Consider the following 23,746-nt stretch of genomic DNA (forward strand, 5'->3'; position numbering starts at 1 on the left):
AAGGGAAGTTCGGCGAATTCACTCATGAAAACGACTGACGAATCAAGGTCTGGGTAACCAGATAAAAAACGGATGGTACCGCGTGTCAACGCTCCGGGTTGGAGTTTTGGCATGTGGTTTTTTGTTTGCGATTCGAAATTGTTACATCAGAAAGGAATCTCATGGATTTACAAACACAATTGCAAGAGTTGAAAACCTCAACACAGGCTAAATTGGCTGAAATGCGTGGTGAACACTCTAAAGAATTACAAGAATTGCGTGTTGCAGTTTTGGGTAAAAAGGGCTCTTTGACAGATCTTTTGAAGGGGCTTAAAGACCTTCCTAATGAAGAACGCCCTAAAGTTGGTAAAATGGTCAACGAAGTTCGTGACGTTTTGACTGAAGCTTTTGATGAAGCCGCTAAAATTGTTGAAGCCGCTAAAATTCAAGCCCAACTTGACTCTGAAAGTCTTGACGTAACCCTTCCAGGACGCCAAGTTAAACTCGGTAACCGTCATATTCTTAGCCAAACAGCTGAAGAAATCGAAGACATTTTCTTGGGAATGGGCTTCCAAATCGTTGATGGGTTTGAAGTTGAGACTGACTATTATAACTTTGAACGTATGAACTTGCCTAAAGACCACCCAGCCCGTGACATGCAAGATACCTTCTACATTACTGAAGAAATTTTGCTTCGTACTCACACAAGTCCTGTCCAAGCTCGTACACTTGATAAACACGATTTTTCTAAAGGTCCACTTAAGATGATCTCACCAGGACGTGTTTTCCGTCGTGATACAGATGATGCGACTCACAGTCACCAGTTCCACCAAATCGAAGGTTTGGTCGTTGGTAAAAACATTTCAATGGGTGATCTTAAGGGAACGCTTGAAATGATTATCCAAAAAATGTTTGGTGCAGAACGTCAAATCCGTTTGCGTCCTTCTTACTTCCCATTCACTGAGCCTTCAGTTGAAGTTGACGTGTCATGCTTCAAGTGTGGTGGTAAAGGATGTAACGTATGTAAGAAGACAGGTTGGATCGAGATCCTCGGTGCTGGTATGGTTCACCCACAAGTGCTTGAGATGTCAGGCGTTGATTCTGAAGAATACTCAGGTTTCGCCTTCGGTCTTGGTCAAGAACGTATTGCCATGCTTCGTTATGGTATCAACGACATTCGTGGTTTCTACCAAGGAGATGTTCGCTTCTCAGAACAGTTTAAATAAGGTTTAGGAGGTTGTCATGTCAGTCGTTATTCGTAAGGTTCTTCCGGAAGAAGTAGCAGAATTAAAAGTTATCTCCGAAGATACCTTTAGAGAGACTTTTGCTCATGATAATACCGAAGCCCAGTTGCAAGGTTACTTTGACACCGCACTTTCTGAGGAAGTTCTCTTAGATGAAATCACTCATGAAGAATCGCGTTACTTTTTCATTCTCGTTGATGGTGAAAAGGCAGGTTTTCTAAAGACTAATGTAGGTTCTGCTCAAACAGAGCAGCACTTGGATAATGCCTTTCAAATTCAACGTATTTATATCAGTCAGGCCTTCCAAGGCATGGGCTTGGGTAAGCAACTCTTTGAATTTGCCCTACAAGAAGCTCGTGATTTAGGTTGTGATTGGGCCTGGTTGGGTGTTTGGGAAAGGAATTTCAAAGCACAGATATTTTACGACAAATATGGCTTCGAAAAATTCGCAGAACACGATTTTCTAGTTGGTGATGGAAAAGTAGACCGAGACTGGTTGTTTAAATTAAAACTATAAACCGATTATTAAGTTGATTGAGAGGATTTGATAAGACGATTAAACGTGTTAGTTCGTCTTCCTCTTATATCAGATATACATATTCCTAAATTACAGAAAGGATTTGAACCCGCCCTAAGAGTGGTTGAAGTTCTTTTTACATTTATCAGTTAAGCTGATAATTTTACAGAAAGGATTTGAATACGACCTCAAAGTTCGAGATTAGTTGTTTTTAAATCTGAATGTTTTGTTCCTAATCATACAGAAAGGATTTGAACCCACCCTAAGCTCTGGGCAAAAAAGATAAAGTCGCCTAGGTGCTGATGCACCAACGTTGCCTTTCCTATTTTTGCGGAGAGCTATTAACGGGCTTGGTATCATAATTATGCTAGTTAGTTATAAATGGTTAAAAGAGTTGGTTGATGTGGATGTTACCACTGCTGAACTCGCTGAAAAAATGTCGACGACAGGTATTGAAGTGGAAGGTGTTGAGACACCTGCTGAAGGCTTGTCTAAATTGGTTGTTGGTCATGTCTTGACATGTGAAGATGTGCCTGAAACACACTTACACTTGTGTCAAGTAGATACAGGAGATGCTGAAGGTCCACGTCAAATTGTATGTGGTGCTCCAAATGTCACTGCTGGAATCAAGGTAATTGTTGCCATTCCTGGTGCCCGAATTGCAGACAATTACAAAATTAAAAAAGGGAAGATTCGAGGCATGGAATCTCTCGGTATGATCTGTTCTTTGGCAGAACTTGGACTTCCAGATAACATTATTCCTAAAGAATTTGCGGATGGTATCCAAATTTTGCCTGAAGATGCTGTACCTGGAGATAGCATTTTCCCATATCTCGACCTTGATGACGAAATTATCGAATTGTCAATCACACCTAACCGTGCCGATGCTCTTTCTATGCGTGGTGTGGCTCATGAAGTTGCTGCAATCTATGGTAAATCTGTTCATTTCCCAGAAAAAACAGTTACTGAAGACAGCAAACCAGCTTCTGATAAGATTTCAGTAGCTATCGAAAGCGATAAAGTGGCTACTTATGCTAGCCGTGTGGTTGAGAATGTTACTGTTCAACCAAGTCCACAATGGCTGCAAAACCTTCTCATGAATGCTGGTATTCGTCCAATTAACAACGTAGTAGATGTGACAAACTATGTTCTTCTTTACTTTGGACAACCAATGCACGCCTTTGATTTGGACAAATTTGAAGATTCACGAATCGTTGCCCGTGATGCCCGTGAGGGGGAAAAATTGGTGACTCTCGATGGTGAAGAACGTGAATTGACTACTGAAGATATTGTTATTACAGTTGCTGACAAACCAGTTGCCCTAGCAGGTGTTATGGGTGGCGCTTCAACTGAAATTGACAACAATTCTAAAAACGTTGTTCTTGAAGCTGCTATTTTTGATGGCAAATCTGTTCGTAAGACGAGCAGCCGTCTTAACCTTCGTTCAGAATCATCATCACGTTTTGAAAAAGGTATCAATAACGATACTGTCCTTGAAGCGCTTGATTTTGCAGCAGCTATGTTGCAAGAATTGGCAAATGGTACTGTTCTTGCAGGCCGTGTTCAAGCAGGTTCAGTTGATACAGAGCCAGTTCAAGTTTCTACAAGTCTTGACTATGTGAATGTTCGCCTTGGTACAGAATTGACTTTTGCAGATATTGAAGATGTCTTTGCGAAACTTGGTTTTGGATTGACAGGTGATGCCGATAAATTCACAGTATCTGTACCACGTCGTCGTTGGGATATCAGTATCCAAGCAGACTTGGTAGAGGAAATTGCACGTATCTATGGCTATGAAAAATTGCCTACGACACTTCCAGAAGCAGCAGGGACAGCCGGTGAATTGACTGAAACACAAGTACTTCGCCGTAAGGTTCGTACCATTGCTGAAGGTGCTGGATTGACTGAAATCATCTCATATGCTTTGACAACACCTGAAAAAGCTGTTGAATTTGCTGTGACACCAAGTAATTTGACTGAGTTGATGTGGCCAATGACTGTTGATCGCTCAGCCCTCCGTCAGAACATGGTCTCTGGTATGCTTGATACCGTTGCTTACAACGTCAACCGTAAGAATAGTAACGTTGCTATTTACGAAATCGGTAAGGTCTTTGAACAAAAGGGTAATCCAAAAGAGGAATTGCCAAATGAAATCAATACCTTTGCCTTCGCTATTTCTGGTCTTGTAGCTGAAAAAGATTTCCAAACCAAAGCAACACCAGTTGATTTCTTCTATGCAAAAGGTATTGTTGAAGCACTCTTTGATAAACTTGAAGTTTCAGTTGACTATGTAGCGACAAAAGATCTCGCAAGTATGCACCCAGGTCGTACAGCTGCTATTGTACTTGATGGTCAAACTATTGGATTCCTTGGTCAAGTTCACCCACAAACTGCCAAAAACTATGGCATTCCTGAGACTTATGTGGCTGAAATTAACCTTAGTGCTGTAGAAGCTGCCTTGCAACCAGATCAACCATTTGTTGAAATCACAAAATTCCCTGCAGTATCACGTGATATCGCCCTTCTTCTCAAGGCAGAAATCACTCATCAAGAAGTTCTGGATGCTATCTACTTTGCAGGAGTCAAACGCTTGGTTGCCGTTAAACTCTTCGATGTTTACGCAGGTGAAAAACTTGGTGCAGGTATGAAATCAATGGCTTATAGCCTTACCTTCCAAAATCCAAATGACAACCTCACAGACGAAGAAGTTGCCAAATACATGGAAAAAATTACTAAAGCTCTCACTGAAAAAGTTAAAGCAGAAGTACGTTAATAGTTAGAAAATCCATCTGAGAAGATGGATTTTTAAGTTATTAGACGATATTACATAGAGGAGATAATTTGTTTTTAGAGTTCTTTAACGGGGTGTGGGGACATTACACTTTTGAATCTGATAAAGTCAATGTACTTATTGATGGCTTACCCAGTTTTGCCTATCCCTTGGGGCAATTAACATTTTTAGTGTTAGTATATAGGTTACTCGTTCATCAGAATGTTAAGAAGTTTTTAATCATGTCACCTCAAGATATCTGGGCTTGGCATAAAGAAAGGTTTTGTCAAAGTAAATTATCTTTCATTGTCATCCCAATAGTTTATCTGTTTATTTTCGGAATGACCTATGTTTTGGTTGAGGATGTTTTAGCTACCGTTACTATTTACAAGGATTATGGAGGACCTATAGCTAAAACCATTGATGGCAAAGTTGAACAAATAGATATTAGTCATGTTGGGTCTAAAACGAGTAGTGCTAGGATTAATGCTCACTTTGAAAGTTCTGACGGGCAGACTTATGACATTCACCTGATAAACGGCGATAAAAGAATTGCTAATCATATTCGACATAATCAGTCAATGTCCTATCCCTCAACTCTATCCTTTGATAGACATGGCAAACCACTTTACATTGCTAAATTCTGGGAATAAGCAGTCCGAATAGCTCTTTCAGTGACTTGCACTTGACAAATATGTAAATTCTTTGCATAATAAAAGAAAAAACTTGAAAAGAGGGTAGCCATGCAAATTATTAAACGTAATGGTCAAGTTGCTGAATTTGATCCTGATAAAATCTACCAAGCCATCTTAAAAGCAGCCCAGACTGTGTATGTTATTGATGATGCTTGGCGTCAAAACCTTGCTCAAGTCACTAAAAAAGTAGTACTTGATCTACAAGATGCTCAAGTGGAACGACCAACCATTAACATGATTCAATCATTGGTTGAAAATCGTCTCATGGAAGCTGGTTTTATCAATATTGCCGAGCATTATATTTCATACCGTTTGCAACGAGATTTGGAGCGTAACGGTTATGGTGACAAAGTAATCGTACACCTACGCTTTGAACAGACTAAATAATAAAAAGCCATTGCTTTGATGGCTTTTTTGTGTGTCTGAGTTTTTAGTCTGTCATTTTCAAAAGTTTTAAAAAAGTCTTCAGTTCTTTTCCATGTACTATTTGCATATAAGTCTCAGAAGTCGGTCTTATAAAGGATGTTTCTAAAAAGCGAATTTGTTTCTGAGCTTTGAAATTATCTAATAAGACCCCTTTTGGAAGCTTCCAGGTAATGTGTCTAGGAGAAATCTGATAGGGAATGGAAACCTTAGCTTTCTCGATAGTTTTCTGACTTTTAACCATGTTTTGTTGAAAAAGGTCTTTAAGTTTTTTAATATTTTTTTTGAACATACCATTATCGAGATAAATTGAAAGTGCTTTTTGCATGATGAGGTTGGTATCATAGTCAATAAGTCCTTTGTGAGCCAAAAAGGTAGCTCTGAGATTTGGTGGTAAGACAACACTCCCCAAACGTAATCCAGGGAAAAGTGCCATGGAAAAGGATTTGATATAAATGGTCTGATTTTGGGTATCGTAGTAGTGAATTGGTAGATTTTTACTATCGCTAAAGTCCCCCATATAGTCATCCTCGACGATATAAACATTATACTGACTGGCTAGTTGAGCCAGTTTTTCTTTTTCACTAGCAGTGTAGCTCAATCCAAGGGGATTAGAGTAACGACTAATGGTATAGAAAAACTTAAACTGACCAGACTTAAAGTACTCTTCCAAGCGGTCAAAATCTAAACCATCAAAACCACGGTTAATCGTCGCGTAAGATAGATTTTGACGATTGACTAGTTGGTTCATACGGTGGTAGGTAGGTTGTTCCAAAAGAATTTTGTGAGCACCATTACCGAAATCCATCTGTGATAGGATATAGAGGGCCTGTTGGCTTCCTGAAGTAATGACAATTTGATTTGAATTGACATAAATGTCGTCAGATGCAAGGCGATTTTTTAATGCTTCAACCAGTTCTTTTAGTCCAGCTTGCTCATGATAATAGTTGAAGAGGTAGTGTTGGTGGCCTGCTAAACTTTCATCTAAGCAAAGACGAAAATCCTCGTAGGCTAATTGATTATAGTCATTAAGGTTGAGTAGAACCTTATCGTTGGATTTAGAGACGCCCTCGAGAACATAATAGCCACTTTGGGGGACGGCATAAATATAGTTTTGATACTTGAGTTCCAAGAGTGCTCTTTGAGCAGTATCTTTACTGCAACCATGAGTTTGGCTAAGCTGACGAATAGATGGTAATTTACTTCCTTTCTCCAAATTACCGTTTTGGATATCTTTGGTGATAGTCTCAACTATTTCTTGATAAATGCTCATAACTGCCCCCTTACAGATTTTTTCTTATTCTACCCTATTTGTTCTCTGAGAGCAAGATGTCTGGAGACATTTGACAAGATTATTAGATTTTGACATAATAAAAAGGTTATTAGGAAATACTAAATTCCTATTTTAAACAAGTTTAAGGAGATTGTAAGAATGACATTTAAGAAAGTCTTAGGACTTATCGCTCTTGCCTGCTTAACCATTATTGGTTTGTCAGCCTGTACGCCGGATAAAGAGACTACTTGGACATACGATAAAAACAAAATGCAATTTGTGGGACAAGATGCTAGCGTACAAGTTCTTTCTGCAACTAAAATCGAATCACCAGAAGGTCAGAAAGCTGTACGTATTCACTATAAACTTAGCAACTCAAGTAAAGAAACCATGAATGCCTACACTCTTTTGATGAAGGTGGTTCTCGATGTTAAACAGGAGAAGGAAGAATTGAAGGTTGCGACAATGGTCTTCTCTAAAGATGATGACAGAGACAAGATTGCTAATAAAACCAAGATTGCTCCTAAGGAAGTTAAAGAAATCGTTGTTGACTATGCCGTTGTAGATTTTGATCATGAACTTAGCATTGATTTTTCTGATTACGGTACTAAGGCTAACGCGACTGCCAAGCTTTCACTACAAAATCTTGAAAAGGCACCTGTCAAATACTTTGAAAAAAAAGCTCAATAAGTCTTATCACCACATGAATGTGTGGTGTTTTTTTATTGTCTTAAATCTGTACCCAGACAGTAGTAAAAATACTATCTTGTTTAATCGTCAGAATTTTCATAAACTTATACTATATTTATTGACTAAGGAGTTTTAGGTATGTCAGCAAAACGTTTAACCATTTCTGCATTTTTCATGGCACTTGTCATTATTTTGAGCTCGAGTTTCTTATCTATTCCAGTGCCAGGAGGTCATTTCTATTTTAACGGGATTATTATTTTCCTAGTTGGTTTAATTTTTCCACCTACAGAAGCAGTTATTATTGCCGGAGTAGGTTCCTTTATTGGAGATTTTCTTTTCTACCCCCTTCCTATGTGGGTAACCCTAGTAACACACAGCCTTCAAGTTCTTGCTATTGCACTCATTGTTGGCGGACGCTTAGGAAAATTGAGTAAGTCTAGGGCAGCTTTAGGTCTCTTGATTGGGGCTATTATTGACTTAGTCGGATATGGCTTAGGAAGAGCCTTTATCTATGGAACGCCTGCCTATGCTATTATGAAGATTCCTTTTGACATTGTAGCTGCTATTCTTGGTTTAGGAGTGGCCTACTACATTTATTTCCACACAGGTTTTGTTAAACAGTTTAAAAAGACCTGGGAAGGAAAATAGATGACCAAAGTAATTGTTGCCAATGACCTGGTTGGTCTGGGTAAGGTTGCTTTAACTAGTAGCCTCCCTATCATGTCAGCTTGTCAAACTGAAGTTCTTCCTCTACCAACAGTCCTTTTATCTTCGCATACAGGGGAGTTTGAAAATATCTATGTACGGGATCTTACAGATGACCTAAAAGGGTTTTGTAAGCAGTGGGAGCACTTGGAATTTAAAGTAGATGGCCTTGTGAGTGGTTATTTTAAGTCAGAAGAAGCACTAAAGCGTGTAGGTCAATTGGCTCGCGATAAACAGATAGCTCTATTTGTTGACCCTATTATGGGTGACAATGGTTGTCTCTATCAAGGTTTTGATAGAAACTATGTAGAAGCTATGAAGGCTTTCTGTCAACAGGCAGATGTCATCATTCCCAATCTGACAGAAGCTGCTTTGTTGACGGATACTCCATATCTTGAAGCAGGTTCCTATGATAAAGTCACTGTTGAGAAGCTTCTGAGAGATTTAATCAAGATTGGCCCTCGAAAAGTTATTTTGACAGGTATCTCATTTGAGACAGATAAAATTGGGTTGGCTTATTTTGATAAAGAGACCAATCGAACGATTTATCGCATGCAAAAACGTTATCGCTATCATTTTTATGGAAGTGGCGATTTACTAACGGCAATCATATCAGCAGGTTACTTTTATGATCTTGATTTACTAAAGGTTTGTGATTTAGCCTTGGATGTCATGGATAGGGTTCTTTCGTCAACACTGTCCGATAGCCGTCCTTTAAAATATGGTCTTTGCTATGAGCCCCATATCGGTTATTTATTCAGTGGTTTTAACGCCCTATTGGAGGAGAAAAATGAAAAATGATAAAACTCGTGAATTAGTTGAATTGAGTTTGTACGCAGCTTTAATTATTGTGAGTGTACAGTTTATTCGTATTCCTTTTGGACCTCAATTTGTCCATCTGGGAAATGCCTTGGTTGTCATTGCTGTCTTAATTTTTGGTGCTAGAAAAGGTGCGCTAGTCGCAACAGTAGGGTTAGGGTTATTTGATATTTTCAATGGTTATGCTGCTGAGGTTTGGATTACTATTTTAGAATCTTTAATTGTTTGTTATGTTCTCTATCTTGTTTTTGAAAAGCTTCTAAAATCAAATGACAAAATGACTAACATCATAATCATTGGAGTCATAGCGGCAGTGACCAAAATTATTTTAAATTTTGTTAAGTATACGATTATTAATAGTGTTGTTGCGGCTTTACCACTCAATGCAGCCATGGTATTGGCACTTACTAAAATTGGTGGAACTTTTGGAACATCAGTTGTTACAATCATTGCGGTTCCTCTTTTATATCCTGTCTTCAAACGCATTTTGAAAAAAGACTAAAGATTGAGCAGGCGGGTCCTGCTTTTTCTTTTCGATTTTACATAAGCAAAGGTCCAAATTTATACTAAAAAATGGTAAAATAGTTAAGTTAATGTCAAGAAAGGAAAGGGCTGAAGACTGTTTTAGCCCAGATATGCTATGTCTATTTTAGAAGTCAAAAATCTTAGTCACGGATTTGGTGACCGTGCTATTTTTGAAAATGTCTCATTCCGTTTGCTCAAAGGTGAGCATATCGGTCTTGTCGGTGCTAACGGTGAAGGAAAATCAACCTTTATGTCTATCGTTACTGGAAAATTGCAGCCAGATGAAGGTAAGGTAGAGTGGTCTAAGTACGTGACAGCGGGTTATTTGGATCAGCACGCTGTCCTTGAAAAGGGGATGACCGTACGTGATGTCCTTCGTACAGCTTTCGATGAGCTTTTTAAAACTGAGGAACGTATCAACGAGATTTATATGTCTATGGCAGAAGAAGGTGCCGATGTTGATGCTTTGATGGAAGAAGTAGGTGAGCTTCAGGATCGGTTGGAGACTCGTGATTTCTATACCCTAGATGCCAAGATAGACGAGGTTGCTCGTGCCTTGGGTGTTATGGATTTTGGTATGGATACCGATGTGACGGATCTTTCAGGTGGTCAACGTACCAAAATTCTCTTGGCTAAGTTATTGCTTGAAAAACCAGATATCTTGCTCCTCGATGAGCCAACAAACTATTTGGACGCTGAACACATCGCCTGGCTTAAACGCTATCTCCAAGAGTATGAGAATGCCTTTGTTCTCATTTCGCATGATATTCCATTCTTAAACGATGTGATTAATATTGTCTACCATGTTGAAAATCAAGATTTGGTTCGCTATGCAGGTGATTATGACAATTTCCAATCTGTCTATGCTATGAAAAAAGCACAATTAGAAGCTGCCTATGAACGTCAGCAAAAGGAAATTGCCGACCTTCAAGATTTTGTTAACCGTAATAAAGCACGCGTTGCTACTCGAAATATGGCCATGTCTCGTCAGAAGAAATTGGATAAGATGGAAATTATCGAGTTGCAAGCGGAAAAACCAAAACCTGAATTCCATTTCAAGGAAAGCCGTACGCCAGGACGGTTTATTTTCCAAACCAAAGACCTCGTTATTGGTTACGACAGCCCTTTGACTAAGGCTCCTTTGAATCTTACCTTCGAACGTAATCAAAAGGTAGCTATCGTTGGTGCCAATGGTATTGGTAAGACCACTTTGTTGAAAAGTTTACTTGGGATTATTCAACCTCTTGAAGGAGAAGTTGAAACGGGTGATTTTATTGACCTAGGTTATTTTGAGCAAGAAGCAGAAGGATCACGTCAGACCCCACTTGAAGCGGTTTGGGATGCTTTCCCAGCTTTAAATCAAGCTGAGGTTCGTGCAGCATTAGCCAAATGTGGTTTAACTTCTAAACATATTGAAAGTCAAATTCAGGTCTTGTCAGGAGGAGAGCAGGCTAAAGTTCGTTTCTGTCTTCTTATGAATCGTGAAAATAATGTCCTTGTTCTGGACGAGCCAACCAACCACTTGGATGTTGATGCAAAGGACGAATTGAAGCGTGCCCTTCAGGCATTTAAAGGTAGTGTCCTAATGGTATGTCACGAACCTGAATTTTATGAAGGTTGGACAGACGTTTGGGATTTTAATGAGTTAGTATAATCAAAAAGAGTGTTGATATCTTCTCAATGAGTTGGAGTGTCACTCACTCTTTTTTTGAGTGGTCAAAGAGCCAAGTAGTAGTCATTAGGTTTTGATAATAGCTTAATGATAGAGACTCTAGGGTCAGTTAGTGATAAGAATATTTAACATAGCACACTAGTTAATATGAATTGAGCTAATAAAATGACGATTTTAAATAAAAATGTCTTATTTTGTTCAAAAAGTAACAAAGTTTGAGCATAAAACGTGTAACCGTTTTCTAATTGTGGTAAAATGATATAGTAAACTATTATCAAAAGAAAGTTGGATAAACTTATGTCAAAAATCGTAGTTGTTGGTGCTAACCATGCTGGTACTTTTAGTATTAATACTATTCTTGATAATTACGGAGACCAAAATGAAGTAGTTGTTTTCGATCAAAACTCTAACATTTCATTCTTGGGTTGTGGTATGGCACTTTGGATTGGTAATCAAATCTCAGGTTCTGATGGCCTTTTCTATGCCAACAAAGAAGGCCTCGAAAGCAAGGGTGCAAAAGTTTATATGAACTCACCAGTTGAGTCTATTGACTTTGACGGTAAAACTGTTACAGCTCTTGTTGATGGTAAAGAGCATGTTGAATCATATGACAAATTGATTTTAGCTACTGGTTCACAGCCAATCTTACCTCCAATCGATGGTGCTGAGATTAAAGAAGGGAGTCGTACTTTCGAAGCGACTCTTGAAAACCTTCAATTCGTTAAACTTTTCCAAAACGCTCAAGAAGTTATTGATAAGTTGAACGATAAGTCACAAGACATCAAACGTGTAGCAGTCGTTGGTGCAGGTTACATTGGTGTTGAATTGGCTGAAGCTTTCCAACGTCATGGTAAAGAAGTTATCCTTATTGATGTTGTTGACACATGTTTGGCAGGATACTATGATCGCGATTTTACAGACCGTATGGCTAAAAATATGGAAGACCATGGGATCCAATTGGCCTTTGGCGAAACTGTTAAAGCAGTAGAAGGTGAAACTAAGGTAGAACGCATCGTAACAGATAAAAATGCTTACGATGTAGATATGGTTGTTCTTGCCGTTGGTTTCCGTCCTAATACAGCCCTTGGAGCTGGTAAATTGGAAACATTCCGAAATGGTGCTTACCTTGTTAATAAGAAACAAGAAACATCAGTTAAGGACGTTTACGCTGTTGGTGATTGTGCTACGGTTTATGACAATGCTCTTGACGATGTCAACTACATTGCCTTGGCTTCAAATGCTGTTCGTTCAGGTATTGTAGGTGGACACAATGCCGGTGGTGGTGATGTAGAATCAAACGGTGTTCAAGGATCAAATGGTATCTCTATCTATGGTTTGAACATGGTTTCTACTGGTTTGACTGAAGAGAAAGCAAAACGTTTTGGTTTCAATCCAGCAGTAGTAGAATCAACAGATCTTCAAAAAGCTGCCTTCATGGAAGATGAAAATGACGATGTAACTATCAAGATTGTTTATGATAAAGATACTCGTAAAGTTTTGGGTGCTCAAATGGTTTCACACATGGATATCTCAATGGGAATCCACATGTTCTCATTGGCAATTCAAGAAGGAGTAACAATTGATCGTCTACAATTGCTTGATTTGTTCTTCTTGCCACACTTTAACCAACCACTTAGCTATATTGCTAAAGCAGCTATCTCCGCTAAATAATATTAAACAGCTAATTCATTTGAATTAGCTGTTTTTCTTTTTAAAATACTAAAAAACCTCCAACTGGAGGCTTTTATTTAACTAAAGTAAGATTAGTTTTTTGAAGCTTCTTGGAATTCAGGGTTTTTCCATGCTTCATCAATGATAGCTTGCAATTCATCAGCAGAAGCTTTCATCTTTTGTTGTTCCGCATCGTTCAATGGGATGTTTACTGGACGTACGATACCGTGTGCACCTACGATAGCAGGTTGACCGATAAAGACGTTGCTTACACCATATTGACCTTCTTGGAATACAGACAATGGAAGTACTGCATTTTCATCGTCAAGAATAGCTTTAGTGATACGAGCAAGGGCTACTGCGATACCGTAGTATGTAGCACCTTTTTTGTTGATAATTGTGTAAGCTGCATCACGAACACCTTCGAACAATTCAACCAATTCAGCTTCTTGAACGTTTTCTTTGTCTTTAAGGAACTCTTCAAGGTTGACACCGGCGATGTTAGCGTGTGACCAAACCGCAAACTCTGAGTCACCGTGTTCACCCATGATGTAAGCGTGAACTGAACGAGCATCGACATCAAGTTTTTCAGCAAGTGCTTGACGGAAACGAGCTGAGTCAAGTGAAGTACCTGAACCGATAACGCGTTCTTTAGGGAATCCTGAGAATTTCCATGTTGAGTAAGTCAATACGTCAACTGGGTTAGCTGCCACAAGGAAGATTCCTTTGAAGCCTGATTCAACAACTTGAGTAACGATAGATTTGTTGATAGCAAGGTTTTTACCAACAAGATCAAGACGAGTTTCACCTGGTTTTTGTGGAGCACCAGCAGTGATAACTACAAGGTCAGCATCCGCACAGTCTTCATATTTAGCTGCGTAGATTTTTTTAGGTGAAGTGAAAGCAAGTGCGTGGCTAAGGTCAAGCGCATCACCAACAGCTTTTTCAAACAATTGTGGAATTTCGATGATACCTAGTTCTTGAGCGATACCTTGGTTTACAAGTGCGAAAGCGTAAGATGAACCTACGGCACCGTCACCAACAAGGATGACTTTTTTGTGTTGTTTAGTTGCAGTCATGGTCTAAACATCTCCTTAATTTTTTATTGGGTTACCCCATACACTGCTTATTCTACCATTTTAAGTGATGGATGTCACGAAATATTAAGGAATTATCAAATGAAAGCGTTTTAGGGAACTGAAATATAAAGCGTTTTATGGTATAATATTATAGAAATTTTCCATTCTCTTTTATGAGAATTTAGAATGATTTGAATGAAAGAAAAGAGGCATTTTTAGAGTGCAAGATAATAATTTAATTGACGTTAATTTGACGTCTGAGATGAAAACGAGTTTTATCGATTATGCCATGAGTGTTATCGTATCTCGTGCACTCCCAGATGTTCGTGACGGTTTAAAACCGGTACAACGTCGTATTCTTTATGGAATGAATGAGCTTGGGGTGACACCTGATAAGCCTCATAAAAAATCTGCTCGTATTACCGGGGATGTTATGGGTAAATATCACCCACACGGTGACTCATCTATCTATGAAGCCATGGTTCGTATGGCTCAATGGTGGAGTTATCGTTACATGTTGGTTGACGGCCACGGAAACTTTGGTTCTATGGATGGTGATGGTGCAGCCGCTCAGCGTTACACTGAGGCTCGTATGTCTAAAATCGCCCTGGAGATGCTCCGTGATCTCAATAAGAATACCGTAGATTTTCAAGATAACTACGATGGTTCTGAACGTGAGCCAATTGTTCTTCCATCACGTATTCCAAATCTTCTTGTTAATGGTGCTACAGGGATTGCGGTTGGTATGGCGACCAACATTCCACCACACAATTTGGCTGAAACTATAGATGCCGTTAAACTGATGATGGACAATCCTGAAGTCACAACCCGTGAATTGATGGAAGTTCTTCCTGGTCCAGACTTTCCAACTGGTGGTTTGGTCATGGGGAAATCTGGTATTCACCGTGCTTATGAAACTGGTAAAGGCTCTATTGTTCTTCGTTCGCGTACCGAAATTGAAACAACAAAATCAGGTCGTGAGCGCATTGTAGTCACTGAGTTTCCTTATATGGTCAATAAGACTAAGGTCCATGAACACATCGTTCGTTTGGCCCAGGAAAAACGTATTGAGGGGATTACAGCAGTTCGTGACGAGTCTTCTCGTGAGGGGGTACGTTTTATCATCGAAGTGCGTCGTGATGCATCTGCCAACGTAATCTTGAACAATTTGTTCAAATTAACTCAACTTCAGACAAACTTCAGCTTCAATATGTTGGCCATTGAAAAGGGTGTGCCCAAAATCCTTTCCTTGCGTCAAATTTTGGCTGACTATATTGCTCACCAACAAGAGGTTGTGGTCCGTCGTACACAGTTTGATAAGGATAAGGCTGAAGCACGTGCCCATATTTTAGAAGGCTTGTTAATTGCGCTTGATCATCTGGATGAAGTGATTACGATTATTCGTAACAGTCAAACTGATGCAGAGGCTCAAGCCGAGTTGATGGCTCGCTTTGAACTCACTGAACGTCAAAGTCAAGCCATTCTTGATATGCGTTTGCGTCGTTTGACCGGTTTGGAACGTGATAAGATTCAAAATGAGTACAATGATCTCCTTGCCTTGATTGCTGATTTGGCTGATATTTTGGCAAAACCAGAACGTGTCATTGCTATCATCAAGGAAGAGTTGGATGAAAGTAAGCGTAAATTCGCAGATGTCCGTCGTACAGAACTGATGGTCGGTGAAGTTGTCTCACTTGAAGATGAAGATCTAATCGAAGAAGAAGATGTCGTTATCACTCTTTCTAGCAAGGGATATATCAAACGATTGGCTCAAGACGAATTTCGTTCTCAGAAACGTGGAGGACGTGGAGTTCAAGGAACAGGTGTGAACGATGACGACTTTGTTCGAGATATTGTCTCAACAAGCACTCATGATCACCTTTACTTCATGACTAATAAGGGGCGTGTATACCGTCTCAAGGGGTATGAAATCCCTGAGTATGGTCGTACGGCCAAAGGCTTACCTATTGTCAATCTCTTGAAGTTGGACGAAGGTGAAACAATTCAAACAGTGATTAATGCTAAGAGTGATGAAGCGTCAGATAATAATCACCTTGTCTTTGTAACTCGCCAAGGTTTAGTGAAACGAACTAAGGAAGCGGAATTCAAAAATATCCGTCAAAATGGATTGATTGCCTTGAAACTTAGAGAAGGTGACGAGCTAATCAATGTCTTCTTGACTACTGGTAATGAAGAAATTATTATTGGTACTAAATTTGGTTACAGTGTGCGTTTCAAAGAGGATACTATTCGCAGTATGAGTCGTATGGCCGCTGGTGTTAAAGGGGTAACCCTTCGTGACGGTGACCAAGTTGTTGGTGCAGCAGCTATTACTGAAGACCAAGAAGTATTGATTGTCACCGAAAAAGGTTACGGTAAGCGTACCTCAGCTACTGAATACCCAACTAAGGGTCGTGGTGGTAAAGGTATTAAGACAGCTAATATCACTGATAAAAATGGTAACCTAGCAGGTATTGTAACAGTTTCTGGTGATGAGGATATTATGGTCATAACTGATACGGGTGTCATTATCCGTACTGCAGTTGCTAATATCTCTCAAACTGGTCGTGCAACTCAAGGGGTTAAGGTCATGCGTTTAGATGATACTGCTCGTATTGTCACCTTTGCTTTGGTTGAACCTGAAGAAGTTGATCAAGTTACTGAAGACCAAGAAAGTGGTGATAATTAATGAGAAAAGATAACAAAAATAAGACGCCTAAAAAGCATCGTAAGTGGCTTGAGGTCCTTCGTTGGATCTTGATTGTTGTTCTCTTGGTTGTTGGTTTAGCTTTAATTTTCAATAAATCGATTCGAAACACTGTAATTGCTTGGAATACTAATAAATATCAAGTAAGTAAGGTTTCTAAGAAGACTATTGAGAAAAACAAGGAAGCTAAGACGAGCTTTGACTTTGATACCGTTAAATCAATTAGCACTGAGTCTGTCTTGCAGGCACAAATGAATGCTCAAGAACTTCCAGTAGTTGGTGGTATTGCTATCCCTGAGGTTGGTATTAATCTCCCTATTTTCAAAGGACTTGGTAATACAGAGCTTACCTACGGTGCTGGAACTATGAAGGAAAATCAAGTCATGGGGGGAAAAAACAACTATTCACTAGCTAGTCACCACGTCTTTGGTATCGCTGGGGCTTCTGATATGCTCTTCTCACCATTAGATAGAGCAAAAAATGGCATGAAGATTTATCTTACGGATAAAAATAAGGTCTATACTTATGTTATTAGTGAGGTGAAGGTTGTCCAACCAACTGAAGTAGCAGTAGTTGATGATACACCTGGCAAGTCTGAAATTACCCTTGTAACATGTACGGATGCTGAAGCAACTCAGCGTACAATCGTCAAAGGTGAATTGAAATCACAGGTAGATTTTGACAAGGCAAGTTCAGATATTATTGAAGCCTTCAATAAGTCATACAATCAATTTCAAAGTTAAGAAAAGGCCATAAGGCCTTTTTCTATGGAGGGAAAAAATGTTTTTGAAAACAATACACCATGTCGCTATCATTGTTTCTGATTATGATTCATCTCGAGATTTTTATGTTAATAAACTAGGTTTTGAAATTATACGTGAAAATTATCGTCCGGAACGTCATGATTATAAATTAGATCTACGTTGTGGTGATATAGAACTGGAAATCTTTGGAAATAAGACTAGTGATCTAGCCTATGTGGAGCCACCAAAACGTCTGTCTTATCCTGAAGCATGTGGATTACGTCATTTAGCTTTTAAAGTGGCTAATATTGAAGAGGTTGTCAAGAGTTTAGAAGAAAAGGGTATTTCCTGCCAACCTATTCGTAAGGACACTTTTACCGGTGAAAAGATGACTTTCTTTGCTGATCCGGATGGTCTTCCCTTGGAGTTGCATGAGTAGTTTTTTTTGACCTTAATTTTTTAAGTCATGGTATAATAAATTCACGGTTGGTCTCATACCAGTCGTCTTTCAGGAGATTATGGAATAATATTCTATTTTCGAAAGGAAACACACATGAAATTGAAAAAACTTCTTGTTACTGGGATGGCTTTATTGGCTTCAGTAACAGCCTTCACTTCGGTTGCGCAAGCAGCAACGTCATCGCAAGTCCAAAAGGTTATTGATGAATCTTATGTTCAACCAGACTATGTGATGGGTTACTCATTGTCGGAAGAGCAACGTAATGAAACCTTGAATTTGTTAGGGTATGATAGTAGTAAGGATACCAATGTTAAGACACTTACGACATCTGCTTATGCGAATATCATGAATGTTGCTGACGATTCTAGTCTTCAGCTATATTCTTCAGTAAAGATTGCTAAGCTAGGTGCTAAGGAAACCTTGAGTGTAGAGATTGTGACACCACAAAATATCACAAAAATCACTCCAGATATGTACCGTAATGCTGCCACGACACTTGGTATCGAACATGCTAAGATTACAGTAGCAGCACCTATTCCAGTAACTGGGGAAAGTGCCTTGGCTGGTATTTATTATTCTCTAGAGCAGAATGGAGCTAAAGTCTCAGATGAAAGCAAAGAGCTTGCTCAGGAGGAGCTTAAAACCCTTTCCCAAATCAATGAGGAAAATTCAGGTAAGAGTAACTATGATGCGGATAAGCTTAATGTAGCTATGACTGATATTAAGTCAGCAGTTGCTAATAAGGGGAATAAGTTGACTGAAGACCAAGCTAAAACGATTGTTCAGCAAACGATCAATAATTACAACTTGGATCTTTCTGGTACACAAATTAACCTTCTGGTGAATTTTGCTATGAATTTATCTAAGTCTTCAATCATTGATAGTGCTAACTTTAAGTCAACCTTGAGTTCACTTAAAGATTCTATCGTTTCGAAAGCTGGTAATACCTTCTCTGGAATCAACCTAAATTTTAATGCCAACAAAGCAGTTGAGAATAGCAAAAATATTTTCTCAAAAATCTGGCAAGCTATTGTAGATTTCTTTACTGGTCTTTCTAAATAGTGAAAGAGCTGTCCATTTGGATGGCTTTTCCTATTTTTTAGCTCTTTGTCAATTGTAGTGGGTGACGAAAAGCTAATATCTAGATAGGGGCATAAAAACTCAAAAGCTTGTCTAGAATTTCTTTATTCGTCAAGTGCCTGCGAAAAGTAGGACGATAAAATCGCTTAGCACTGAGTTTACAACTATCTTGTTGAATGAGCTTTCAATAACGTTTGATTGTCTTGTATCCATGAGGTTCTCGCTCAAATTGATTTATGATTTGAACACGCATATGACTCATAGTACGGATAAGATCTAAGGTGTTGGAGTAAAACTGTTCACTGAACTGTTTCAGCCTGAGTTTAGAAATATAATAACGAAGGGTGAAAGTAATCAAGTACAATTTTAGCATGTGGAAAAAGCTGTTTAGCCAAGTCATAGTAAGAGCTAAACATATCCATAGTAATGATTTTCACTCGACATCGGACTACTCTATCATATTTAAGAAAGTGATTTCGGATGATCTCTGGAAGACGAGAAAAATCATACTTAAAACGGAAGTCATTGAGCTTACGAATGACAAATGACAGTTGACGTTGAAATGGGGAGCAGATGTGCAATATCGGTCATAGAAGTCTTTTCAATTAACTTTTGAGCAATATTTTGATTGATGATACGAGGAATTTGGTGATTTTTCTTGACGAAAGATGTCTCAGCGACCACCATTTTCGAACAATAGTAGCACTTAAAACAACGCTTTTTCAGCAGAATTCTGGTAGGCGTACCAGTCATTTCAAGGTAAGGAATCTTAGACGTTTTTTGAAAATCCTATTTCTTCATTTGGCTTTCGCAATCAGGACAAGATGGGGCATTATAGTCCAGTTAAGCGATGATCTTCTTGTATGTATCCTTATTGATGATGTCTAGAATCTGGATATTAGAGTCTTAAATATCGAGTGGCTTTGTGATAAAGTGTAATTCTTTCATATAATTCATTTCTAATGAGTTGTTCTGTTACTTTTCCTTATAGATCTTATGGGACTTTTTCCTACAAGCAAATAGGCTCCATAAGATCTATAGAGTTTTATCCACTACAAAAGTTACAGGAATTGGTTTTTGTTAAGGAAGTATATAAATCAGATAAGAGAAAAAGTCAGCACATCATGCTGACTTTTTTCTAGCTTATAAAGTATTGGATAAATGAATCTCATTTGATAAAGTATTAAGATGATTGACCAAATCCATGATTGACAGATGGTTTTGGCAAATAAACTTCTTGGTGATATCTGGAATATAGAAATTAGACACGATGACATCGTAATCTGTCTGATTTAAAATCTCAGGACTTGTTTCTAATTCATCCCAAATATCGAAGGTGAAGCGGTTATTACAGTAATAGGAGAGCATATCAACAAAAGTAAGGGATATAGCATGGTCAAAGTTACTGATAATCAAAACCCTGATAGGTGGTCGATTTTCTAACAACTGAGTAGAGAGGTGTTCAGCATGGGTTAAGATGGTGTACATCAAGTGTTCCAACTGTTCAGGATGGTCATGCTGTCCAATTGCTTGACGGTATTGAGCCAGTTCTTGACGCGCACTTCCCATAAAGTCTGGGAAGTAAACTTCGAATTTTTGAATCGTCAATGCTTTTTGTTCAAATAAGATTGGGGTAGAAAAGATTTCCTGTCTTTCAAATAAAGCAGTGTTGTGCAAATGCCAAATCAGTTCATCGTGGTTGGTAAAAGTAATCTTATATTGTTTTGATAGGCGTTCTAATATTTGACTAAGTAATTGGTAAGAGTATCTTGCTTCACTGTTCTCTTCTAAAGAGTTGAAGAATTCTTGAGGATCTAAGAAAAGATTGTTTTGAATAAAGGATATAAAAATTTGGGCAATGATATCTGGAGTGATTTCCAGCCCCAATTTCTCAGAGAAATGGACAAGTATCTCCTCAAAGTTTGGAATACTTTCCAAAATAGGATAGTATTCATCATAGAAATGATTTGGTAAGTCGATAAAATGACCATTTTTGATGCGGTAAATACTGATAGCTATCATCAGTTTGTACATTCTATAAATTGAAAATCGCATTGGATAATTCGTAATTTTATAGAAGAAGTCAATAAACTCTGTTAAATCTTCCTCAGGAAGGTCAGGAAAAGGCCAATCAAGGAAATAATAGCGCTCAGAAAAATATTGGGCAAAAAAATAGCGAATATCAATCTCATTCCCACGTATCTCGGATGGAGTAAAAGATAATTCTATTTGAAACTGAGATGATAGAGTTTTTGTAATATTTCGACCTAATCGATAGAGATTAGCATTACTAGAATGAAGATTTTCTATTGTTCGATAAATAGGTAGGCCCTCATTGAAAAATAGATACTCTAGTAATCGAAAAGATTGAGAATGAGCTAGAAAATACTGATAAACATCTTCAAAACTAGTATTAACTTCTAAATCAATCATAATTCCATTAATGGAAGATTGGATATCTATAGTTGGAAAGGCAGTACGCAATTCATTTAAATCACTTTTTAAGATTCGCTCAGTACATCCTAACATGTCGGCAAGTTCATGTAATTTCAACCAATCACGATGTTGGATTAGGGTTTCCATTAAACGTAATTGTCGCTGATCTTTCGTAGATAAAAGGTTACGCATGTAGATAATTTCCTCCTCGGTTGATTATATCACATTCTTGTCTAAAAAGTACAATAAAATTAGAATCAGAAAATTGTCGTTAGTAGTCAGAGAATTTAGAATAATATAAGCGACTCTTAGGTGCAAAAACATAATATATCGATTATTTAGAAAATATTGATTTATATATCAGATGGTTGTAGATTAGAAATTGTAGAATATTATTTAGGAGTTCAAAATGAAACATTCACATAAGAAAGCATTTGACTGGTATAGCATGCATCAACGATATTCTATTCGTAAGTATCACTTTGGTGCGGCTAGTGTCTTGCTCGGGACAGCCTTAGTCTTGGGAGCTGCTGCTAATGCGCAAGCAGTACAAGCGGAGGAACAAAATCCAGAAGTAACTAACATTGTTACTGTTGATAAGGTAGAAGAAGCTACGAAACCAGTAGAAGTCTCTACCCCTAAAAAAGAAACAACCTATGCAGCTCCAACTGTTGCTCATCCAGTAGAAACGACTCCAGCTAAAACTGAAGAAGCTACTAAACTAGCAGAAGTCTCTACACCTAAAAAAGAAACAACTTACGCAGCTCCAACTGTTACTCATCCAGTAGAAACGACTCCGGTTAAAACTGAAGAAGCTACTAAACCAGCAGAAAAAGTTGAAGAAGCAAAAGATAAATCAGCTAATATTGGTCTAGAGCTTCGTTCTAACTCTGACAAAGGAACTGTATCAGAAACGCCTGTAGCGAAGAAAGCTGATACAGTTGAAGCAAAAGAAGAGGCTAAGCCAGCTGCAACAACGTCTGATCGCTCAGCTGTTGATAGTGTTGTTTTGCCAACTAGCACAGCTGCTAAAGTAGAAGCAACTAATGAAATCTTGAAACCAGGATTGAGCCTTTCTGATGCTCGTCAAAATCCAGCAATTCGTAAGGAAGACTTAGATAAGGGACACAGTGGCTTTAGAGCGTCTAGCAATCCAGCAAACCCAATTGTTTCAGGTTCTGGAAATACAGTTGCATTTACAGATATTAGTCAAGGTGGTCGTAGTTATAGTTTCCGTGGCTACGGGAACTCACGTGGTGGTAATTCCATTCATTACGATGTAACAACAGTACGTCAAGGTAATAAATTGAATTTCACAATCGACTATTCTGGTCCAGGTGAATTTGTTAATAATAACTTTATCTTGGATAAAGGGGATGGATTTGGAAATCCTTCAAATGCAACCATCACGACTCCAAGGTTGAGAGAACAAACAAGACCTGTTAGTCAGGGTGGCAACTTCGTATCGCACTCAGGATACAGTATGACTTCTGCTACATCAACGAGTGAAAAACAAACAATCAGATTTAGTTTGCCTATCATTAATCCAAATGGTGACTTGTCTGTTCGTTTGAAACCAGTTACTTTTAACGTGGACCAAGGTGGTGGTAGTGCCGCTACTAGCAATGACCCATACAGCAACTCCAACTATTATTATAGAGCAAACCCACTATACTTGGATGCAAACCCTTATGGTGGTACTAATAACAAGACTGTTTCAGAAGACATTGACTTCTAAACTGTCTATCTTCCAACTAGTAAGTTACTAGAAGGTCAAACTAGATTAGTTCGAGAAGGTGAAAAAGGACAACGTCAAATTACCTATAAAGTACATCGATTTGGTAACGAAACACTTTTAGGATTACCAATTAGTAATTCTGTTACTAAAGAAGCTAAGCCACGTATTATGCAAATTGGTGTGGCTAAAGAGCTGATCGATACAGTAAAACCACGTGTCGATCAAAATAAAGTCGGTGATACAAATAACCTCACTTTCTATCTTGATAACGATGGAAACGGTGTTTATACTGAAGGTGTAGACGAACTTGTTCAAAAAATTGCTATTAAAGATGGAGCTAAAGGTGAAAAAGGAGACCGAGGCGAACGTGGTCTCACTGGAACTAAAGGTGAAAAAGGAGACCAAGGTGAACGCGGTCTGACTGGAGCTAAAGGTGAAAAAGGAGACCAAGGTGAACGCGGTCTCACTGGAGCTAAAGGTGAAAAAGGAGACCAAGGTGAACGCGGTCTCACTGGAGCTA

Annotated in this window: 18 protein-coding genes and 2 pseudogenes; 16 read left to right on the forward strand and 4 right to left on the reverse strand. The window is 38.6% G+C overall.

Going from position 1 to position 23,746, the window contains the following annotated elements:
- Positions 1 to 161 precede the first annotated feature (161 nt).
- The 5 genes from pheS to RDY04_RS02800 all read left to right on the forward strand — a co-directional run bounded on the left by pheS (position 162) and on the right by RDY04_RS02800 (position 5,592).
- Positions 162 to 1,205 (forward strand): phenylalanine--tRNA ligase subunit alpha, encoded by a 1,044-nt coding sequence (gene pheS / locus RDY04_RS02780; protein WP_014633009.1) that lies wholly within the window; start codon positions 162 to 164, stop codon positions 1,203 to 1,205.
- Between the two features lie 16 nt (positions 1,206 to 1,221).
- Positions 1,222 to 1,740, forward strand: a complete 519-nt coding sequence (locus RDY04_RS02785) for an N-acetyltransferase (RefSeq protein ID WP_156209658.1) — start codon at positions 1,222 to 1,224, stop codon at positions 1,738 to 1,740.
- A 364-nt stretch (positions 1,741 to 2,104) separates the two neighbouring features.
- Positions 2,105 to 4,513 (forward strand): phenylalanine--tRNA ligase subunit beta, encoded by a 2,409-nt coding sequence (pheT, locus tag RDY04_RS02790; RefSeq protein ID WP_303950614.1) that lies wholly within the window; start codon positions 2,105 to 2,107, stop codon positions 4,511 to 4,513.
- A 68-nt stretch (positions 4,514 to 4,581) separates the two neighbouring features.
- A complete protein-coding gene (locus RDY04_RS02795; protein WP_303950617.1) occupies positions 4,582 to 5,163 on the forward strand; it encodes a hypothetical protein in 582 nt (193 codons plus the stop codon).
- Between the two features lie 90 nt (positions 5,164 to 5,253).
- Positions 5,254 to 5,592 carry an ATP cone domain-containing protein gene (locus RDY04_RS02800; RefSeq protein WP_303950619.1) on the forward strand — a complete coding sequence of 113 codons (339 nt, stop codon included), beginning with the start codon at positions 5,254 to 5,256 and terminating at the stop codon, positions 5,590 to 5,592.
- Between the two features lie 43 nt (positions 5,593 to 5,635).
- On the opposite strand, the gene RDY04_RS02805 is transcribed toward RDY04_RS02800, so the two are convergent.
- Entirely contained in the window at positions 5,636 to 6,901 is a 1,266-nt protein-coding gene (locus RDY04_RS02805) for a PLP-dependent aminotransferase family protein (protein ID WP_303950621.1), read from the reverse strand.
- A 159-nt stretch (positions 6,902 to 7,060) separates the two neighbouring features.
- Here RDY04_RS02805 and RDY04_RS02810 point away from each other — a divergent pair, with 159 nt between their 5' ends.
- From RDY04_RS02810 to nox, 6 genes are all read left to right on the forward strand, one after another.
- Positions 7,061 to 7,591, forward strand: a complete 531-nt coding sequence (locus RDY04_RS02810; RefSeq protein ID WP_303950623.1) for a DUF5067 domain-containing protein — start codon at positions 7,061 to 7,063, stop codon at positions 7,589 to 7,591.
- A 138-nt stretch (positions 7,592 to 7,729) separates the two neighbouring features.
- On the forward strand, positions 7,730 to 8,239 hold the full coding sequence (locus tag RDY04_RS02815) for an ECF transporter S component (RefSeq protein WP_295494289.1): 510 nt from the start codon (positions 7,730 to 7,732) through the stop codon (positions 8,237 to 8,239).
- Positions 8,240 to 9,097 (forward strand): pyridoxamine kinase, encoded by an 858-nt coding sequence (locus tag RDY04_RS02820; protein WP_303950627.1) that lies wholly within the window; start codon positions 8,240 to 8,242, stop codon positions 9,095 to 9,097.
- A complete protein-coding gene (locus RDY04_RS02825; protein ID WP_303950629.1) occupies positions 9,087 to 9,617 on the forward strand; it encodes an ECF transporter S component in 531 nt (176 codons plus the stop codon). Before RDY04_RS02820 ends, RDY04_RS02825 begins: the two co-directional genes overlap by 11 nt.
- 138 nt (positions 9,618 to 9,755) lie before the next feature.
- Entirely contained in the window at positions 9,756 to 11,294 is a 1,539-nt protein-coding gene (locus RDY04_RS02830; RefSeq protein WP_303266998.1) for an ABC-F family ATP-binding cassette domain-containing protein, read from the forward strand.
- A 315-nt stretch (positions 11,295 to 11,609) separates the two neighbouring features.
- Entirely contained in the window at positions 11,610 to 12,983 is a 1,374-nt protein-coding gene (gene nox, locus RDY04_RS02835; RefSeq protein ID WP_303950631.1) for a H2O-forming NADH oxidase, read from the forward strand.
- A gap of 92 nt (positions 12,984 to 13,075) precedes the next feature.
- On the opposite strand, the gene RDY04_RS02840 is transcribed toward nox, so the two are convergent.
- The gene (locus tag RDY04_RS02840; RefSeq protein WP_003094733.1) at positions 13,076 to 14,062 is read right to left on the reverse strand and encodes an L-lactate dehydrogenase; all 987 of its coding nucleotides are present in this window, start codon (positions 14,060 to 14,062) and stop codon (positions 13,076 to 13,078) included.
- Between the two features lie 220 nt (positions 14,063 to 14,282).
- Here RDY04_RS02840 and gyrA point away from each other — a divergent pair, with 220 nt between their 5' ends.
- The 4 genes from gyrA to RDY04_RS02860 all read left to right on the forward strand — a co-directional run bounded on the left by gyrA (position 14,283) and on the right by RDY04_RS02860 (position 19,034).
- On the forward strand, positions 14,283 to 16,751 hold the full coding sequence (gyrA, locus tag RDY04_RS02845; RefSeq protein WP_303950636.1) for a DNA gyrase subunit A: 2,469 nt from the start codon (positions 14,283 to 14,285) through the stop codon (positions 16,749 to 16,751).
- Positions 16,751 to 17,512 carry a class A sortase gene (locus tag RDY04_RS02850; RefSeq protein ID WP_003096876.1) on the forward strand — a complete coding sequence of 254 codons (762 nt, stop codon included), beginning with the start codon at positions 16,751 to 16,753 and terminating at the stop codon, positions 17,510 to 17,512. The genes gyrA and RDY04_RS02850 overlap by 1 nt, the downstream gene beginning before the upstream one ends.
- Before the next feature lie 37 nt (positions 17,513 to 17,549).
- The gene (locus tag RDY04_RS02855) at positions 17,550 to 17,951 is read left to right on the forward strand and encodes a VOC family protein (RefSeq protein ID WP_003096878.1); all 402 of its coding nucleotides are present in this window, start codon (positions 17,550 to 17,552) and stop codon (positions 17,949 to 17,951) included.
- 114 nt (positions 17,952 to 18,065) lie between these two features.
- On the forward strand, positions 18,066 to 19,034 hold the full coding sequence (locus RDY04_RS02860; protein ID WP_303950637.1) for a DUF1002 domain-containing protein: 969 nt from the start codon (positions 18,066 to 18,068) through the stop codon (positions 19,032 to 19,034).
- A gap of 94 nt (positions 19,035 to 19,128) precedes the next feature.
- Here RDY04_RS02860 and RDY04_RS02865 read toward each other — a convergent pair.
- Together RDY04_RS02865 and RDY04_RS02870 are read right to left on the reverse strand one after the other, a co-directional pair.
- Positions 19,129 to 19,949, reverse strand: a pseudogene (locus RDY04_RS02865) (transposase); the annotation flags it as partial.
- Between the two features lie 246 nt (positions 19,950 to 20,195).
- Positions 20,196 to 21,680 carry a M protein trans-acting positive regulator PRD domain-containing protein gene (locus RDY04_RS02870; RefSeq protein ID WP_303950640.1) on the reverse strand — a complete coding sequence of 495 codons (1,485 nt, stop codon included), beginning with the start codon at positions 21,678 to 21,680 and terminating at the stop codon, positions 20,196 to 20,198.
- Positions 21,681 to 21,897: 217 nt separating this feature from the next.
- Here RDY04_RS02870 and RDY04_RS02875 point away from each other — a divergent pair.
- Positions 21,898 to 23,746: pseudogene (locus RDY04_RS02875) on the forward strand (G5 domain-containing protein); the annotation flags it as partial.

This window comes from uncultured Streptococcus sp. (genome assembly GCF_902463925.1).
Taxonomy (GTDB): Bacteria; Bacillota; Bacilli; order Lactobacillales; family Streptococcaceae; genus Streptococcus.